Genomic DNA, 18,287 nt, shown 5'->3' on the forward strand with positions numbered 1-18,287 from the left:
AGTTCCTCAATGAGCATCGGGCGGTGGCGCGCTATTGCCAAACGGGCGCGAGAACAGCACGCTTAGTAACCCCACGACGAAACAGAGCGACAGCGCAAAGAACGTGTCGGAGAACGTGAGCACGAGCGCTTCGCGCATCAGCAGCCCATGCAACGCCCCGAGGCCCGCGTTGGCCGCATTCAGCGCATCGCCGCCGACGGCCGCGAAGTGCGCGCTTTGCTGCTGCAAGATCGACTCGATCACCGGACGGCCCGCGCTCGCATGTTCGTCGAGCCGCTCGTAGTGGAGATTCAAGCGGTCGTTGAGCATGGTGCTGCTCACGGCAATGCCAATCGCGCCGCCGAGATTGCGCATCAGGTTGAAGAGACCGCTGGCGGATCGAAGCCTCGACATCGGCAATGAACCGAGCGCCATCGTGACGATGGGCGGAATGCAGAACTGCTGGCCAATGCCGCGCAACGCCTGCGGGATCAGCAATTCCTGCCAACCCCACTGATTGGTCAGCGGCACATACAGATAACAGCCGGCACCGAACAGCACCAGGCCGAACACCAGCAACACGCGCATATCGACGAAACGCGCGACCACCGAATACGCGACCATGGCGACCAGTTGAAAACATCCCACCGACAGCAACGCCACGCCGATCTGCAACGAATCGAAACCGCGCACACGCGACAGGAACACCGGTGTCAGGAACACCGCGCAGAAAATTCCAATCCCTGTGATGAAGGACAGCAGACTGCCAATGCCGAAGTTGCGGATCGCCAGTGCGCGCAAATCGACGATCGGCTCTTTTGCGGTGAACGCGTGCACGATGAACAGGAATCCGCAGATCGCCGCTATCCAGGTGCACGTCACGATCACGTCGTCGCCGAACCAGTTCTTGCGTGGCCCTTCCTCCAGCACGTATTCAAGGCAACCGAGAAAACCGGACATCAACAGGATGCCGAGATAGTCGCCCTTTTTCAGCAGTGAGAGATCGACGTTGTCGAAGTGCACGTACTTCGGCACCATCAGCGTGACGACGAGACCCGGCACGAGGTTCAGATAGAACAGCCAGTGCCACGACCATTGCGAGGTGATCCAGCCGCCGATCACCGGGCCGACCGTCGGTGCGAGCGTGGCGAGCGCGCTGATGGTGGTGGACGCAATCAGGCGCTGCTTGCCGGGGAACAGCACGAATGCTGTCGTGAACACGGTCGGAATCATCGCGGCGCCGAGCGCACCCTGCAAACCGCGAAACAGGATCATCGAGTTGATGTCCCATGCCAGGCCGCACAACATACTGGTGACCGTAAAACCCAGCGCGGAAAATGCGAACACCCAGCGCGTCGAGAACACACGCGTGAGCCAACCGGACATCGGGATCACGAGAATCTCCGCGATCAGATACGCGGTCTGCACCCACGAGAGCTCGTCCTGACTCGCGGACAAGCCGCCGCCAATATCCTTGAGTGAAGACGCCACGATCTGGATATCGAGTGTCGCCATGAAAAAACCGAGGCACATCAGCACGAACGCGAACACTTTGGTGCGCGTCGGCAGGTCGGCGGGATTGGCAAGGACCTGAGTCATGATCGTTTAACCGCGCGCAGCGTCGAGATGCACTTTCACCGTCGCCGACAGGCCGGGGCGCAGCACGCCCTCCATATCCTTCGGCACTTCGAGACGCACGCGCACCGGCACGCGCTGCACGATCTTCGTAAAGTTGCCGGTCGCGTTTTCTGCCGGCAGCACGCTGAAGGTCGCACCGGTCGCCGGAGCGAGACTTTCAACTACGCCGTGAATCCGTTTGCTCGATGCATCGAGATCGACGTCGACACCGTCGCCAACGTGCATCTTCTTCAACTGGTCTTCCTTGAAGTTGGCGTCGATCCACAGTCCACTCGACGGCACCACCGTCAGCAGCGATACGCCGACGTTCGCCAGCAAGCCGACACGCGCGGTGCGATTGCCGACGTAACCGTCGATCGGCGAGCGGATCGTGGTGTACTCCACATTCAATGCCGCGACCCGCTGCGCCGCCTGCGCGGTGGCGATGCGCGCCTGTGCGTCACCGATCTGCGCGTCGAGCACGGCGATCTGCCGTTGTGCCGCGATCAAGGCCGCGCTGCTGCGGTCGACCGCGGCATGCGCCTTGGTCAGGTCGGCATCCGCGCGTTCCACGACCTGGTTCGATACCGCATCGTCCTTCACGAGTTCGCGATAGCGCGTCTGGTCGGCAGTGCTGCGCGTCAACTCGGCGCCGGACGCGCGAACTTCGGCGGCCTGCTCGTTGATGGTGGCAAGCTGCAGGGACTTCTTCGCCTGCAACTCGGTGACAGCCGCCTGCGCGCTCTCGACTTCCGCGCTGGCCTGCGCAAGACGAGCATCGTAATCGCGTGCATCGAGCCGGATCAGCACCTGATTCGCGTGGACGAACTGGTTGTCCCGCACCAGCACGTCCGTGACGAAGCCGTTCACTTTCGGCGACATCACGGTCACATCACCGCCTACGTACGCATCGTCCGTCGTTTCGACAAAGCGGCCGACGAAGAACCAGTACGACGCTGCCAGTGCCAGCACCGCGAGCACAGTGATGACCGCGAGCAGCATCCACGGAATGCGCCGTGCCGGTTTGGCGGCGTTCGCGGCGCTGGGCGGTGCAATAGTCGAGGGTGTAGTGGACATGATGGCTGTATGTGTGTATGCACTCGTTAAGCTTGAAAAAAAGCGCGTTGCACTGCGCCGGCTTGACCCGCTTCACGCGGGGCAGATTCAAACGGGGTCTTTTGTGATGGCGAACAATTCAGTACGCAATGCCGCCGCGCGCTCCTCGCCGAAACGATCTTCGAATTCGGCTTGCGCCGCATACCAATGCTTTCGCCCGGCCTGCAGACGTTCCTCGCCGGCGGCCGTCAGTGCGATCGACAACGCCCGCACGTCCACTCCGAGCGTCTCGCTCGACACCAGCCCGTTACGCCGCAGCGGCTGGATCGTGCGGACCAGCGTGGTGCGCTGCATGCGCATGGCTTCCGCCAGTTGCTTCATAGTCATCGGACCCACGCGCTTTAAGCGCCCCATCAGCGAAAACTGCGTGATGGTGAGGCCGACATTTTCCAGGTGACGGTCGTAAATCTGCGACACATAACGCGCGGCCTGGCGGATCGCAAAGCAGTCGTCGTCGAAAAGCCCGTCCATCGTTGCGCTTCCTTTTCGTGAGTGCGTATGCACATAATCAGGCGTAAAAAAGCTCGTCGAAGCGAGCTCATACGCCTTGTTTATCCGGTGATGCCGAAGAGTTCGGAGCGCAGCGCCTTGGCACGCGCGTGGCCGAACTTTTCCTCGAACTCGTCCTGCGCGGCACGCCATGCGATTGCCGCCTGATCGAAAGTTGTTTCGCCCTTCTCCGTGAGACTGAACAGAAACGTGCGACCGTCATGCTCCGCCGATTCGGCGACCACCAGCCCGTCACGCTGCAACGGTTTCATGGCGCGAACCAGCGTGGTGCGCTCCATGACCATGGCGTCCGCGAGGTCCACCATTGGCAGGTTCGGCGTGCGCGCAAGCTTGGCGAGAATCGTGAACTGCGCGGCCGTCAACCCTACTTCGCCAAGATGGCGTTCGTAGATTTGCGTGACGTGCCGGGCCGCCTGGCGCAGCGCGAAACAGTTGCATTCGTCGTAAGAGATAGGACGGGTCATGTTGCGCAGTGTATATGTGCATACGCACTATGTCAAGATCACTTTCGGTCCGAAAGTATCCTCCAGGGTTCGACAGGCCGGTTTGCGGTCTGTTGCTGAAAGGGACGAATCAGCCGCGCGTGACCTACGATCCGGCGAACGGTGCCGGCAAATGCATCCGCTCCTGTCGATTGGGGCGTTGGAGTGAGGGAGCGCTAAAGCAACCGATACGCCAACCTGGCCGCCGCCCTCGCCGTGCGCTTGTCCTGATCGAGCGACGGGTTGTACTCCGCAATATCCGCCGCGCGCAGCTTGCCCGAAGCACGCACGCGCCGCACCATCGCTTCGACCACCGACAAGGGCACACCCAACGCGGCAGGCGCCGATACACCCGGCGCAGTAGCGGCCGGGAGCACGTCGAGATCGATAGTCAGATAGACGTCGTCCGCTGAATCCAGCAATTGCTGGAGGTCGTCCAGACGCTGCGGCAATTGCGGTTCCTGCATGTCGGCGTCGAGCACGTAGCGCACGCCGAGTTCTTCCGCATGCGCGAACAGCGAAGCGGTGTTGCCCAGATCGCTGATGCCGAAGCAGGTGTAGTTGAACGGCACGCCCCGCTCGGCGCAGTCGTTCGCAATCTGATCGAAAGGCGTGCCTGAATTAGCGGGCCGCTTCTGACGCAGATCGAAGTGGGCGTCGAAGTTGATGATGAGTAGCTTGCGGGTTGCAGCGGCCACGGCCTCAACTTGAGCCTCATCCAGGCGATCCTGATGCAAGCGCAAACCGCTATACGTTCCCCACGCAACCTCGTGACCGCCGCCGAACACCAAAGGCCGCCCGCCGCTCGCGAGCACGTCGCTCACTACGTTCGCGAGTTCCGCCTGCGCGCCTTCGAGGTCGCCGTCGTCGCACACCACATCACCCGCATCGGCGAGCGATGCCATCGACGTTTTCGCCGGCAGACCGGCCAGCACGCGGCGCAACTCTTTTGGCGCATGCGCCGCGCCAACACGCCCCTGATTGCGGCGCACGCCTTCGTCAGAACCGAAGCCGACGATCACCGTCGTATCGCTTTCACCGAACGGCGCGGCGCATGAAACATCCTCATGCCGCCGCGCGCCGCCGAACGGCACTACCTGATTGAAAATACGCCGGGTGTCGCCCTGCTCCCCATCATCGGAACGGCCGCTCCACACCTTGTCGTCGAATGGAACTCTCATGCGCGCGACAACACCGCCTGCAGGAAAGCACGCGTGCGCGGCTGCGACGGCGCCGAGAAAATCTCAGCAGGCGGCCCCGCTTCGACAATCACGCCGCCGTCCATCACCACCACCACGTCAGCGACTTCTTTCGCGAAACCCATTTCGTGCGTGACGACCACCATCGTCATGCCTTCGCTCGCGAGCAGCTTCATCACTTGCAGCACTTCACCGACCAGTTCGGGATCGAGCGCGGAAGTCGGCTCATCGAACAACATCACGCGCGGCTGCATCGCCAACGCGCGAGCAATGGCAACGCGCTGCTTCTGACCACCCGACAAACTCGCCGGCATCACATGCGCCTTGTGGGCAAGGCCCACTTTTTCCAGCAACGCGGTTGCAGCCGCTTCGGCCTCGGCCTTGCTGGCTCCACGCAACATGCGCGGACCGACCGTGATGTTATGCAGCACAGACAAATGCGGAAACAGATTGAACGACTGAAACACCATACCCACTTCGGTGCGCAGCGCGTTCAGCGAACGCTCCTTGAGCATCTCACCATGATCGACCAGCCGATGCCCGCAGATATCGATCGTGCCGCCTTCTGCCTGTTCAAGCCCGTTGCAGCAACGCAGGAACGTACTCTTGCCCGAGCCGCTCGGCCCGATCACGACCACCACCTGCTGCGGCTGAATGTCGAAGTCGATGCCGTTGAGCACGGTATGCGAACCGAACGATTTGGTCAGCCCACGAATGCTGACGATAGGTTCTTCTACTTTCACGGTGTTCATTGCACCATCCCTCCTGCACGCAAGCGGCGCTCCACACGATGCAGCGCGTAATTTGTCACCTGCGTCAGCACCAGATACACCAGCGCAATGGCCAGATACACTTCGAGCGAACGGTACGACACGCTGATGATCTTCTGGCCTTCATGCATCAGGTCGTCGATCGTCAGCAGCGACACCAGCGCCGAGTTCTTGATCAACGCGATGAACTCATTGCCAAGCGGCGGGATCATCCGCACGATCGCCTGCGGCAGAATGATTGCGCGCATGGCCTGCCCGGACGACATGCCGATCGAACGCGCCGCTTCCATTTGCCCGCGATCCACCGACTGAATCGCACCGCGCACGATCTCCGACACATAAGCCGCCGAATACAGGCCGAGCCCCAGCATCCCGCACACGAAAGCCGGCAACAGAATGCCGAATTGCGGCAAGCCGAAAAACAGCAGGAAAAGTTGCACGAGCAACGGCGTGCCGCGGAAAAACGTGAGGTAGGCCGTACAGAAGGCGTACACGATGCGCCGCTTCGGCGTGAGCCGGCCGATACCGATCAGCAGGCCCAGCACGCAGCTCAGCGCGAGCGCGGCGGCGGTTACTTCGACCGTCACCAGCGCGCCATGCATGATGTCCGGCCAGCCGGCAATCACCGGCGAAAAATCGAGTTCCATTATGTCTGCTCAGCCGGTTATTGCGCGGTGGCGCCGAACCACTTCTTGACGATCGCCGCGTACGTGCCATCCGCCTTGATCTTCGCCAGCGCCGTGTTGAATGCCGCCTTCAACTGCGGTTCGTCCTTGCGCACGGCAATACCGTAGGCTTCGGTCGTCAGCGGCTTCTCGAGCACGCGGAAACCGCCGCGAGTCTTCACCAGCTGGTAGGCGGCCGGCTTGCCGGTCACGGCTGCATCGGCACGGCCAATACCCACCAGGTCGAACATCTCCTGATTCTTTTCGACTTCGACACGGTTGATTTGCGGGCAGTTGTCGCGCAGGAAGTTGACGGACTTCGTGCCCACCTGGACCGAGACTTTCTTGCCGTTCAGGTCGGTCACCGACTTGATCGGCGAATCGCTTTTCACCAACGCGACAAGGCCGCCGGCGTAGTACGAATCGGTGAAGTCGACCACTTTCGCGCGCTCATCGGTGATGTAGATACCCGAGATCGCCGCGTCGAAACGATGCGCGATCAAGCCCGGAATCAGGCCTTTGAAGTCGATATCCGTCCATTGCACACGCTTGCCCATAGCTTTCGCGAGCGCATTCATCATGTCGACGTCGAAGCCGGTGCGTGCGCCGTTTTCGGTGTATTCCATCGGCGGGAAGGTCGCGTCAGTGGCGACGTTCAGCACGTCCGGCGTCTGTGCGGATGCCGCGCCGGAAAAGCCGGCAAACGTCACCGCAAACGTGACGCATGCGAGGGACAACAGTCGATTCAGTTTCATGGGAGGGCTCCTTGTGGTTCGTTCAGTTCGTTCGGTATCCAGATCGAATACGGCCGCGAGCGGCCCTGCCCGATCAATCGGTTTGCATATGCTCGGAAATGGCGCGGGCCGTACGTAGCGTCCCGTCGATGAATTGGCTTTCCCGGCCAATGGCGCGCGTAGACGGCGCCATTAGCGTGATCGACGCGCTGCTTCCGGCGCCGCGTCCGCTGCGATGAAATATCGGGGCGCTCACGCCCCACACGCCCGGATCGACTTCGCTGTCGCTGACTGCGTAGCCCTGCGCGCGAATCTGTTCGAGTTCGGCTTCGATTGCGGCGCGGCCGGCGGGGTCGTTGTCGAACACGCTGTCGAGCACTTCAGTGCGCGCCTTGTCGGCCATGAACGCCAGCAGTGATTTCGCCGAGGCGCCGGCTTTCAGCGGCACGGCGCGGCCTTTCTCGAACGAGCAGCGCAATGAGTGCTGGCTGTCGACCATTTCAAGGCACATCACCTGATGCTTGACCGCGACCACCAGCCCGATGCTTTCCTGCGACGCGCGCGCCAGTTGCTGCATCTCCGCACGACTCGCTTCGACGAGCAGCGAATTCACGTCGAAGCCGAGCGCGAGTTGGAGGCTGATCGGACCCGGCGCGTAATGCCCCGCGTTTTCAGCGACGAAACCCCAGCGCTTGAGCAGCGCGATTTGCCGGTACAGCGTGCTTTGCGCGAGACCGGTGACAGCGAGCAGATCCTTGACCGACATGGCCTTGCCATGACTGGCGAGTGCCGCCAGCACCAGCAGCACCCGTTCAGCCCCTGTCACACTCTGTTCCGCGTTCACGATGAAAACTATCCGCAATGAATAACGGATTCAGAATGCCAGAACATTCTCGGATTTCAAAAATCGAATTCCCGATGAGTGGGAATGAAGAGAGAGGGTTTTCCCCGAAAGCGGGATAAAAGAGCGTGCCGCAGCGGACGCGCGGCACGTAGGGCGGATTCGTCCAACCAGAAAGTGGCTTGCTGAAGGGGGAAAACGTGTAGAAGTGGCCGGTAAAGCAGCAGCTTAGAGCGCGAGCACCGTCACGCCCACTTCCACCCGATGCGCCCCGCCTCCCAGGATCATCCCGCGCAACAAGGACACGTCGCTGTAGTCGCGGCCAATTGCGAGCGTCACATGATCCATATCGGCGAGCACGTCGTTGGTGGGATCGAGATCGATCCAGCCGCTCTTCGGGCAATACACGGACACCCACGCATGCGAGGCATCCGCACCGATCAACCGCGGCTGCCCAGGCGGCGGATCGTTACGCAGATAACCGCTCACGTAGCGCGCCGGCAAACCCAGCGAACGCAAACAGCCGATCATCACCTGCGCGAAGTCCTGGCACACCCCGCTCTTCAATTCGAAGGCGCGCTCGGCGGGGGTGTCGAACATCGTCGCCGAAGGTTTGTACGCGAAGTCTTCGTGAATCCGGTGCATCAGATCGATCGCCCCCGCCACGATCGGCATGCCGGGCGGAAAGCTCGGCAGCGCATAAGCGCGCAACGACGGCCGCGGCACAATGTTCGGCGATGCAAAGCAGAACTCCACCTCAGGCCGGAACTCGCCGCCAACCCAGAAACGCAAGTTGTCTGCGACGCACTCCCATTCCGGCGTTTCCTCGGGGTCGAGGTCGGTCCAACGCGGCATGAGCGCCACGGTGGTTTCGCTGACGAGTTGCAGGCGCTCGTGCGGGGCGTCCAGCGCGAAATACAGGACGTCGTTGCCAAATGCGTCGATCCGGCTGGTCTGATACGACGGCTCCGGTTCGATCTTTTCGCTGTGCGAGACCACGCGCTGCCACGCACAGGCAATCGGCCGGATCGTCGCGAGATGCTGGGCGGTCTCTACATACGTGGAGTAGTGGTAGGTCGTGCGATGGGAGACGGACAAGACCGTCGGCGCGTTCTTCATGACCACACCTGCGAAGCCACCGTACTGGCGTGACTGAAATAGCGCGCGCTGATCTCATGCGCGGCCGCGCCGACATAGCCGCCAATCTGATCGCACACCGCAATCAGGTCGGCATACGAATCGTTTTCGTCGATGGCGCACAGCGATTCGAGTGCCGGCAAGGAAGCGGCGGGCGGCATCAATTCCGCAAACGGACGATGCCGCATGCTGCCCGCCGCCACAGCGATCTCGTCGAGCTTCTTGCGCAGGCGCTCGTAAACGCCATAGACGCCACGCGGATTAGTAGGCTCGATCACCAGCAGATCGAGCAAGGCGGGTACTTCGAAACGGCCCGGATACAGCGAGCGATAGGTCAGCGTGCTGTCGAACAATTGCAGCAGCAGATCGAATCCGGCCGGTGTAGAGAGTTGGCCTTTATCGGCGACCACCCGCAAAAACGACGTCATCGCCGACACGCGTTCGATATGCCGCCCGACGAATAGCAGACGCCACGCTTCGTCGCGTGTCATGCGGTCGCCTTGCGCGCCGCTGATCGCCGATAGCTGCACCGACAAACGTTCAAGCGCGTTCATCAGCGTCACGCGGTCATAGCGATCGTAGCGTTCGCTGCGCTCTGCGCGGCCGTTACCATTCGCGCCGCCCTGCGATGAACTACTACCAGCACCATTGCCACTACCGTTGCCATTGCCGTTAGATCCCGCAGCCGGCATCAACGTCTGCAATGCGTCGCGGAAATCGTTGCGCGCCGCGAGAATCGTGCGCCAGTGATCGTTCGACAAACGCCCACGCACTTCGCCGTTCGAACGGGCCTGCCATGCGAGGTTCTGGCCAATGCTGGTGGGACCGGTGCTCTCGCTCAGATTCGCGACCAACGCGCGTTCGAACACTTGCGGCGAGTTCGGCGCAAACATATCGCCGGATTGCACGAGACCGCAATGCATGGCGAGTTCGACCAGTGTGGGGAACATCGCGTCGGCGTCGTTGCCTTCCAGCGAGCCGAGAATCAGGCGCAACAGCCGCACATTGTTTTCCGCGCGTTCGCCGTAACGTCCTGCCCAGAAGAGGTTTTCCGCCGCGCGGCTCGACACGGTGCGATGCTTGCGCGCGAGGTCGGCCGGTTGCATCGGCGAAGGCAGCAGCGTGAAGGTGGACGTCGGTTGGCTCGACAGCACCCACGTGTCGACGCTACTGCCGCCGTACTGCATCGACACCGTAGCCTGGCGCTCGGCGGCCATCCGCGTGAAGCCGCCTGGCATCACGTGCCAGCCGCCGTTGACGTCGGCAATCGCGTAGACACGCAGGACCGACGGACGGCGGCCAATGGTGCCGTCTTCATAACGCGGCGTGCAGGAAAAGCGCTGTGCCTGCTGGATCGTATAGGCGTCGGGCATCGCTTCGATGCGTTCACGCCATGTCGAGAGCCGCTGCCTGCCCTGTTCGATCCCGGGTGGCGCATCGCGCGCCGCAACCGGCCACGTCGGTACGATGAACGCTTCGTCCAGACGTCCGAATGCGTGGACGCGCGCCGCCTTTTCGCCGCACCACCAGGTGGCTACGCTAGGCAGCACGAGGTCTTCGTCGAGTAAAACTTCGGCGATGCCGGGCAAAAAACCATGCAAGGCAGGCGATTCGACAAAACCCGAACCCGGCACGTTCGACACGATCACATTGCCCGCACGCATCACCTGCAACAGGCCCGGCACGCCGATGCTCGAATCCGCGCGCAATTCGACCGGATCGCAGAACGCATCGTCCAGACGCCGCAGCACGACGTGCACGCGTTCGAGACCGGCGAGCGTTTTCAGATACAGCATGTCGTCACGCACGGTCAGATCTTTGCCTTCAACCAGCGTCACGCCGAGATAGCGCGCGAGAAACACGTGCTCGAAGTAGGTTTCGCTAAACGGTCCAGGCGTGAGCAGCGCGATGTGGGGCAAACCATCGGCACCTGAACTGTCGGGCGACATGGTGGCCTGGGCGGCCTGCGCGAGTGTCGCGATCAGTTGTGAATAGGTCGGCGCGAGGCGGCTCACACGCATCGCGCGGAACGGTTCGGCGAACAGCGTCGACACGATCAGCCGGTTTTCCAGCGCATAACCGAGGCCGGATGGCGCCTCGGTGCGATGCGCCATGACGGTCCAGTTGCCGGCGGGTGTTCGCGCCAGATCGACGGCGACCACCTGCAAATACTGCCCGCCAGGCGGCGTGAAGCCTTTCACGGAGCGCAGATAACCCGGATGCCCGAACACGAGCGCAGGCGGCAACTGCCCACGATCGAGCAAGGTCTGCGGCCCATAAATATCGGCGACGATGGCATTGAGCAGATGCGCGCGCTGCGTCACGCCACGCTCGATATGCGCCCACTCGGCCTCGCTGATCAGGAACGGCAGCAGGTCGAGCGCCCACGGCCGCGGCTCGCCGTTATCCGCGTAGACGTTGTAGCTGATGTCGTTGTCGCGGATCTGTTGCGCGATCGAGGCGCGGTGATCTTCCAATCGCGCGATGCCGTCTTCGCCGAGCCGCTCGAAGAATTGCCGCCACGGCTCGCGCAACACGCCTGAAGCGTCGCGTAACTCGTCCCAATGTCCTTCGTAGGCCGGCAAGAGCCGTAATAAGGACGAAGCGTCCGCGCGCGCCGCGGACGTTTCGAAAGGAAAAGTCGATTGAAAGGCCAAGGTCGTGTCGTTCTTAAAAGTATGCCGCCGCTTTCAGTCTACCAGGTTACCAGTAGCGCAGGTCCAACGTAAACGGAAACTCCAGGCTGCGCTGCGGTTCACCGACCGTGAGCGGCCCCGGCGTATGACCGGATGCGAAGAAGCGTGCGCGCCGCCGGCTTTCGGCCTCGTAGGCGTTGACCGGGAAGGTCTGATAGTTGCGCCCGCCCGGATGGGCGACATGATACTGGCATCCGCCGACCGAGCGGCCAGTCCATGTATCGACCAGGTCGAAGGTGAGCGGCGCATCCACGCCGATGGTCGGATGCAGCGCCGACGGTTGCGACCAGGCGCGAAAGCGCACGCCGGCCACATATTCGCTGACGCGGCCCGTCGGTTGAAGCGGCACCGGCACCCCGTTGACCGTCACCACATGACGGTTGTCGTTCAAACCGAGCGCGCGTACCTCCAGCCTTTCCACCGACGAATCCACATAACGCACGGTGCCGCCGGGTGAGCCCTCCTCGCCCATCACGTGCCACGGTTCGAGCGCGTTGCGGATGGTCAGCGAGACGCCGTTCACCGTGGTCTCGCCAACCAGCGGAAAGCGGAATTCGAAGTGCGGCGCGAACCAGCTGCTCTCGAAGGCGAAGCCCGCCTGGTTGAGTTCGCCGAGTACGTCGTCGAAATCCATCTTCGCGAAGGTGCCGAGCAGGAAGCGGTCATGCAGTTCCGTGCCCCAGCGCGTGAGCCGCTGCGTGTACGGCGTGTGCCAGAAGCGCGCCACCAGCGCGCGCAGCAGCAACTGCTGCACGAGACTCATGCGCGCATGCGGCGGCATCTCGAAGCCGCGCAATTCGAGCAGGCCGAGGCGGCCGGTCGGACCATCGGGCGAATAGAGTTTGTCGATGCAGAACTCGGCGCGGTGCGTATTGCCCGTCACGTCGATCAGGATATTGCGCAACGAGCGGTCGATCATCCACGCCGGCAGGTTCGCGCTGTCGCGGCCGCCGAGCAGATCGATCTGCCGCTGCAACTCGCGGAACGCCACTTCCAACTCGTACACCTGGTCGTTGCGTGCTTCGTCGACACGCGGCGCCTGGCTCGTCGGCCCGATAAAGAGCCCGGAAAACAGATACGACAGCGACGGATGGTTGTGCCAATACGCGATCAGGCTGGCCAGCAGATCAGGACGGCGCAGGAACGGACTATCAGCAGGCGTCGCGCCGCCGAGCACGAAGTGATTGCCCCCGCCGGTCCCCGTATGCCGGCCGTCGGTCATGAACTTCTCGCTGCTCAGATAGCTCTCGGCCGCGGACTGATACAGGTACTCCGTGTTGTCGACCAGTTGCTCCCAGCTCGAAGCCGGATGAATGTTCACCTCGATCACACCCGGGTCCGGCGTCACCTGCAGAACTTTCAGGCGCGCATCGCGCGGCGGCGGATAGCCTTCGAGCACCACCTGCATCTGCAATTCGGCGGCCGTCGCTTCGATCGCCGCGAGCAGGTCGAGATAGTCGTCGAGTTCGGTGAGCGGCGGCATGAACACGTGCAGCAGCGAGCGGCCGCTGCCGAACGCTTCGGTTTCCGCCTTCGGACCGGCGGCCCGTTTCGGGTCGCGCGCTTCGACGCAGATCGCCGTACGCAGCGTTTCTTTCGACGACTGCCCGCGCTCCGGCGGCTGCTGGTCGCCTGACTGAGGCGCAAAGGCCAGCACGCCGCTGCCCGCCATACCGCTCAAAAGATCTGCTGCTGACGACGACAACGCTGCCGCACGCCGCGCATCGGCAGCGCTCAAGGTGCGGCGGGACTCAGCGTCGCCTTCGTATTGCATGCGTAATTGCGCAGCCGGGCGTAACGGCACCGGCGGCGCAAACGGATCGTGCGCGTGCTGATACGGATAGTCGGTCTTCGACACCCAGGGCAGCGAATCGAGCGGCAAGCGATAACCCATCGGCGAATCGCCGGGGATCAGGAACATGCGTTCGTCGCGGAAGAACCAGCGGCCGCTGACCCACTTCGGCGGCTCGTTCGGCACGTCGCGTTCGCGCGCGAGCGGCAGGACAAAACCGGTCGCGCCGCCCAGGCCCGCGTCGAACACGCGACGCAGACGCACACGCTCCAGCTCGTCATCGAGACGCGCATCGAGCGGATCGACGTTGACCGGCAGACGGCGCTCGCGCCACAGGTAGTACCAGACGTCTTCGAAGCCGGGCTGGATGCAGTCTGTATCGAGCGATAGCTTGGTCGCCAGATGAGCGAGGAAACGCTGGGCGTCGGCTGCCGTGTAGGTGCCCGGCTCTCGTTCGTCGGCGAAGAGCGTGGGGTCTTGCCAGCACGGCTCGCCGTCGGCGCGCCAGTAAAGCGACATCGCCCAGCGCGGCAACTGTTCGCCCGGATACCACTTGCCCTGGCCGATATGCAGAAAGCCGTTTGCGCCGTAGCGCGAGCGCAGCTTGTCCATCAGCGCGACCGCGTAGCCGCGTTTGGTGGGGCCGAGCGCGTCGGTGTTCCATTCGGCGGCGTCGCGATCGCGCACCGATACGAAGGTCGGCTCGCCGCCCATCGTCAGGCGCACGTCCATCTCGGTCAGGCGCTGGTCGACGTGCTCGCCCATTTTGACGACGTCGCTCCACACTTCTTCGGTGAAGGGCTTGGTGACGCGCGGCGTCTCCAGTACCCGTTCAATCGACATGGTGTGCTCGAACTCGACTTCGGATTCGTCGACCGCGCCGGAGATCGGCGCGGCGCTGCCGGGTTCGGGCGTGCAGGCGACCGGAATATGCCCCTCCCCGGCGAGCAGGCCGGAGGTCGGATCAAAGCCGATCCAGCCCGCGCCAGGCAGGTAGACCTCGCACCATGCGTGCAGGTCGGTGAAGTCGACTTCGGTGCCGCTCGGGCCGTCGATGGATTTGACGTCGGGTGCGAGTTGCAGCAGGTAGCCGGAGACAAAGCGCGCCGCCAGCCCCAGTTGCCGGAGCGTCTCGACCAGCAGCCAGCCCGAATCGCGGCAGGAACCCGCGGCGCTGACCAACGTTTCCTCGGGCGTCTGCACGCCGGGCTCCATGCGGATCAGGTAGCGGATCTCGCGTTGCAGCCGCTGATTCAGTGCGACAAGGAAGTCGGCGGTGACCATCGGCTTGCGGTCGATGCTCGCGACGAACTCGGCGAAGCGCGGCGTCATCGGCCGCTTGACGAGGTACGGGGCGAGCTCCAGCGCGAGGCCGGGCGCATACTCGAACGGAAACCGTTCCGCCGACGGTTCGAGAAAGAAGTCGAACGGGTTATAGACCGCCATCTCGGCGACCAGATCCACGGTCACCTTGAATTCGCGCGTCTTCTCGGGGAACACGAGACGCGCCTGATAGTTGGCAAACGCGTCCTGCTGCCAGTTGATGAAGTGTTCAGCCGGTTCGACCCGCATCGAATAAGACAGAATGGGGGTCCGGCAATGCGGCGCAGGCCTGAGACGCACGACCTGGGGCGACAGCGCAACCAGCCTGTCGTAGCGGTAATGTGTGACATGATTCAACGCGACGCGAATGGACACACCGGACTCCTGGACAAGGGATGGCAGCCCGCCAAAAAGCAAGCTTCATGCCGTGGATCGAAAAACCGCGTGAACTGGCTGTACTGCCCGGATTACCGCCTGCTGCGAAGTTTGCCGCATCTGTCGACCGTCCGGTCGATCGATCAGTGCGCCCTTCCCTTACTTTTTCAGCCGCCGCGCACCAAAGCGGCGCAGCGGCGATGCACGATCATGCACGTAATGTGCGTTAAACCAGTGACGTCTGGCAAATGCGGCATGAAGATTGCGCGTTGGCTTCGCCCCACGACTGCCACCCACCACCCAGGTCCGATCGATGAAAACCTTCCACTGCAATCGCTGCTCGCACCTTGTGTTCTATGAAAACGTTCGTTGCGAACGGTGCGAGGCATTGCTCGGATATGTGCCCGAACTGGCCGAAATCAGCGCCTTCGAAGACGCCGGTGAAGGCCGCTGGCGCAGTCTGCATCCGCGTGGCGAGGGTGCATTGTTCCGGCAATGCCACAACTACGCGGTCGAAAATGTCTGCAACTGGATGATCCCCGCCGACTCTCCCGACACGCTGTGCCGCGCCTGCCAGCTCACGCGCACGATTCCGAATCTGGGCGCGCCGGACAACCGGCTCTACTGGTACCGGCTGGAGATGGCGAAACGGCGCCTGCTGTACACGCTGGCCGCACTCGGCCTCGACGTGCCTTCGCGCAAGGACGATCCGGAGTACGGCCTGGCATTCGAATTCCTCGAGGACGGCGGCGACGGTGAGCGCGTTATGACCGGCCACGACAACGGCCTGATCACGCTGAACATCGCCGAAGCCGAAGACGCCTACCGCGAAAAGGTGCGCAGTGCGATGGGCGAGCCATACCGCACGCTGCTCGGCCACTTCCGCCATGAGACGGGCCACTACTACTTCAGCCAGCTGGTCGAGAACGATCCGCGCTGGCTCGAGCCCTATCGCAAGCTGTTCGGCGACGAGCGTGCCGACTACGGCGAAGCGCTGACGGCCTACTACCGCGACGGCGCGCCAAAAGACTGGCAGGGCTCGTATATCAGCGCCTATGCCACGATGCATCCTTGGGAAGATTGGGCTGAGACGTGGGCGCACTACCTGCTGATCGTCGACGTGCTGGATACGTCGACCTCGTACGGCCTCGCCTTGCTGCCCGACGACCCGAGCGAGCCGACGCTGACCGACCGCACGCCCGTCGAAGACGCGAGCTTCGAGAATCTGATGAAACGCTGGTTTCCGCTCACGTATGCGTTGAACAGCCTGAACCGCAGTCTCGGCATGCCCGACGGGTATCCGTTCACGCTGGCCTCGCCGGTGGTGGATAAGCTGCGGTTCGTGCATCGGGTGATTGCGGCAGCCGGCGATAAAACGCAACCGCGTGAAGCGGCGAAGCCGGCGGGAAACGCCGGGACGGGGCAAACGCCGTTAAAGACGGAGCAGGCTGGCGCGTTGCAAGCGGAAGCGGTACAACCGGTCGCACAACCGGCGCCACTGTCTGCGCCACAACCTGCTGCTCAACCTGTCATGTCGCAAGAACCCGTGCAGACGCCGGTCATGGAGACAGCCGCGCCGCCAGCACCGCCCTTGCAACCCGGACCCGCCGCCGCCAAACCAGCGCCTGCCAAGCGGGCCGCGCGCCGGCGTTAGTCCAGTCAGTCGCAACACCCACACATGGAACGGTTCGAGAACCCATAAAAAAGCCCGCTGCCGAATCAACCGGCAGCGGGTTTTTTCCTATCGAAGCCAAACTGAGGCTAGCGCTTAATACGCGACATAAGGCCCCGTACCGCCAGGCGTCGTCTGCTGCTCGACGGCGGCGTACACGTTACGCCCGTAGAAGAACGGCAGGCCCCAGTCGAAAATCGACGACGTCACAAAGGCCGGTCCAGCCAGCAGCGGCAACGCTGAATCGCCGCTGTACGTCTGCGAGATCGTCGTGGCATTGCCGACACTGAAGTTCACCGAGCTCGTCGTGCCGTTCGCACCCTGGATCATTGCACTCAACGATTGGGTCGACACCGGGCAGTAGTACGCGCTATTGGGGCTCGCGCATGTCGGCAACGCGCTGGTCTGGAAGAACAGGCCCGTCGAGCCGCTGTCCAGAATGCTGCTCGAATACGTCGTGCCGTTCTGCACCGTTGTAAAGGTGCCGTTCGACGCGCTCACGCCGATCACCTGCGCGCTGCCCAGCGCATTGTTGGTCTGCGTACCAATGCCGAACACCAGTTGCCCGCTGACCGATTGCGCGCCGCCCGACACCGTCGGCAGGCTCAGCATCGAGCCGTTGTTGTCAGTCGCGAAGTACGGAATCGGATTGGCGACCTGCAGCGCTTCAGCAAGCGGAATCGACGAGCAGGTCGTGCCGCTGCAGCCGTAATACGTGCCGGCCACTGCCTGTTGCACGCAGTTCGCGCCGCAGTCGTGCTTGAACACGCCGATGCCCAGAATGCCGTTGGCCTGCAACGTACCTGGCGTATTGCGCGACGCGCCGACGCTCGCGCAATCCGACGGCACCGAAGCGTAGTTCGGGTCGATCACCTGGATCGGCAGCGAGGCCGCTTTTTCACCGGCGATCTGCAGGTCGGCGAGTTTCACCGAACCCCATGTGTAGCCGTCGAAGAACTGCATGCATTCGGCAACCAGATGGCCCGCGGCGTCCTTCTGTTGCGGCAGCGCCATCGAGGCGGGCAATTGCGAGGCGAACACGCGCACGCCCCACGAACCGGTATCCACCAGGATGTGATCGATGGTTTGACACTGGCTGGTGCCGGGCGCGCAAATCGTGATGCTGACGAACGGCATGTTCGGCACATTGCTCACGCCGGCGTCGACCGTTACACGCACCGCGTTGGCGGCCACCACTTGCGGTGAAGGCGAGGTATTGGTGACGGTGGGACCGGCCGAAAGGCTCGTGGTGCCGGAACTCGACGAGGAGCCGGAACCGCCGGAGCCACCGCCTCCGCCGCCACAGGCGCTGACGAGCAACGCGAGCAGCGCCGCGCACAACAAGGTAACAAACGAAGACGTATGGCGCATGATTCGCT

At 62.8% G+C, this 18,287-nt stretch carries 13 protein-coding genes and 1 pseudogene; 1 reads left to right on the top strand and 13 read right to left on the bottom strand.

Going from position 1 to position 18,287, the window contains the following annotated elements; all coding sequences use genetic code 11:
- Positions 1–6: 6 nt before the first annotated feature.
- The 12 genes from R8871_RS02285 to R8871_RS02340 all read right to left on the bottom strand — a co-directional run bounded on the left by R8871_RS02285 (position 7) and on the right by R8871_RS02340 (position 15,236).
- Positions 7–1,578, bottom strand: coding sequence for a DHA2 family efflux MFS transporter permease subunit (locus tag R8871_RS02285; protein ID WP_175048858.1), 1,572 nt, complete (start codon positions 1,576–1,578; stop codon positions 7–9).
- A gap of 6 nt (positions 1,579–1,584) precedes the next feature.
- Complete coding sequence (locus R8871_RS02290; protein WP_175048859.1) at positions 1,585–2,673, bottom strand: HlyD family secretion protein; 1,089 nt, start codon at positions 2,671–2,673, stop codon at positions 1,585–1,587.
- Between the two features lie 87 nt (positions 2,674–2,760).
- Positions 2,761–3,183, bottom strand: coding sequence for a MarR family winged helix-turn-helix transcriptional regulator (locus R8871_RS02295; protein ID WP_175048860.1), 423 nt, complete (start codon positions 3,181–3,183; stop codon positions 2,761–2,763).
- Between the two features lie 80 nt (positions 3,184–3,263).
- On the bottom strand, positions 3,264–3,686 hold the full coding sequence (locus R8871_RS02300; RefSeq protein ID WP_175048861.1) for a MarR family winged helix-turn-helix transcriptional regulator: 423 nt from the start codon (positions 3,684–3,686) through the stop codon (positions 3,264–3,266).
- A 194-nt stretch (positions 3,687–3,880) separates the two neighbouring features.
- Positions 3,881–4,885 (bottom strand): formimidoylglutamase, encoded by a 1,005-nt coding sequence (gene hutG / locus R8871_RS02305; RefSeq protein ID WP_175048862.1) that lies wholly within the window; start codon positions 4,883–4,885, stop codon positions 3,881–3,883.
- Positions 4,882–5,655, bottom strand: a complete 774-nt coding sequence (locus R8871_RS02310; RefSeq protein WP_281370214.1) for an amino acid ABC transporter ATP-binding protein — start codon at positions 5,653–5,655, stop codon at positions 4,882–4,884. The genes hutG and R8871_RS02310 overlap by 4 nt, the downstream gene beginning before the upstream one ends.
- Positions 5,652–6,320: an amino acid ABC transporter permease gene (locus R8871_RS02315; RefSeq protein WP_175048863.1), complete on the bottom strand. Its 669-nt coding sequence runs from the start codon at positions 6,318–6,320 to the stop codon at positions 5,652–5,654. The genes R8871_RS02310 and R8871_RS02315 overlap by 4 nt, the downstream gene beginning before the upstream one ends.
- A gap of 17 nt (positions 6,321–6,337) precedes the next feature.
- On the bottom strand, positions 6,338–7,093 hold the full coding sequence (locus tag R8871_RS02320; RefSeq protein ID WP_175048864.1) for a transporter substrate-binding domain-containing protein: 756 nt from the start codon (positions 7,091–7,093) through the stop codon (positions 6,338–6,340).
- 73 nt (positions 7,094–7,166) lie between these two features.
- Entirely contained in the window at positions 7,167–7,916 is a 750-nt protein-coding gene (locus R8871_RS02325) for an IclR family transcriptional regulator (protein WP_175048865.1), read from the bottom strand.
- Between the two features lie 225 nt (positions 7,917–8,141).
- Positions 8,142–9,032 (bottom strand): transglutaminase family protein, encoded by an 891-nt coding sequence (locus R8871_RS02330; RefSeq protein ID WP_175048866.1) that lies wholly within the window; start codon positions 9,030–9,032, stop codon positions 8,142–8,144.
- The gene (locus R8871_RS02335) at positions 9,029–11,707 is read right to left on the bottom strand and encodes a circularly permuted type 2 ATP-grasp protein (protein ID WP_175048867.1); all 2,679 of its coding nucleotides are present in this window, start codon (positions 11,705–11,707) and stop codon (positions 9,029–9,031) included. The genes R8871_RS02330 and R8871_RS02335 overlap by 4 nt, the downstream gene beginning before the upstream one ends.
- A 46-nt stretch (positions 11,708–11,753) precedes the next feature.
- A complete protein-coding gene (locus R8871_RS02340; RefSeq protein WP_175048868.1) occupies positions 11,754–15,236 on the bottom strand; it encodes a transglutaminase family protein in 3,483 nt (1,160 codons plus the stop codon).
- A gap of 313 nt (positions 15,237–15,549) precedes the next feature.
- Between R8871_RS02340 and R8871_RS02345 the strand changes: the two are divergent.
- Positions 15,550–16,614, top strand: a pseudogene (locus R8871_RS02345) (zinc-binding metallopeptidase family protein); the annotation flags it as partial.
- A 390-nt stretch (positions 16,615–17,004) separates the two neighbouring features.
- Here R8871_RS02345 and R8871_RS02350 read toward each other — a convergent pair.
- Positions 17,005–18,279 carry a DUF3443 domain-containing protein gene (locus R8871_RS02350; protein WP_175048870.1) on the bottom strand — a complete coding sequence of 425 codons (1,275 nt, stop codon included), beginning with the start codon at positions 18,277–18,279 and terminating at the stop codon, positions 17,005–17,007.
- Positions 18,280–18,287: the final 8 nt, after the last annotated feature.

Source organism: Paraburkholderia sediminicola (assembly GCF_902859805.1).
Taxonomy (GTDB): domain Bacteria; phylum Pseudomonadota; class Gammaproteobacteria; order Burkholderiales; family Burkholderiaceae; genus Paraburkholderia; species Paraburkholderia sediminicola.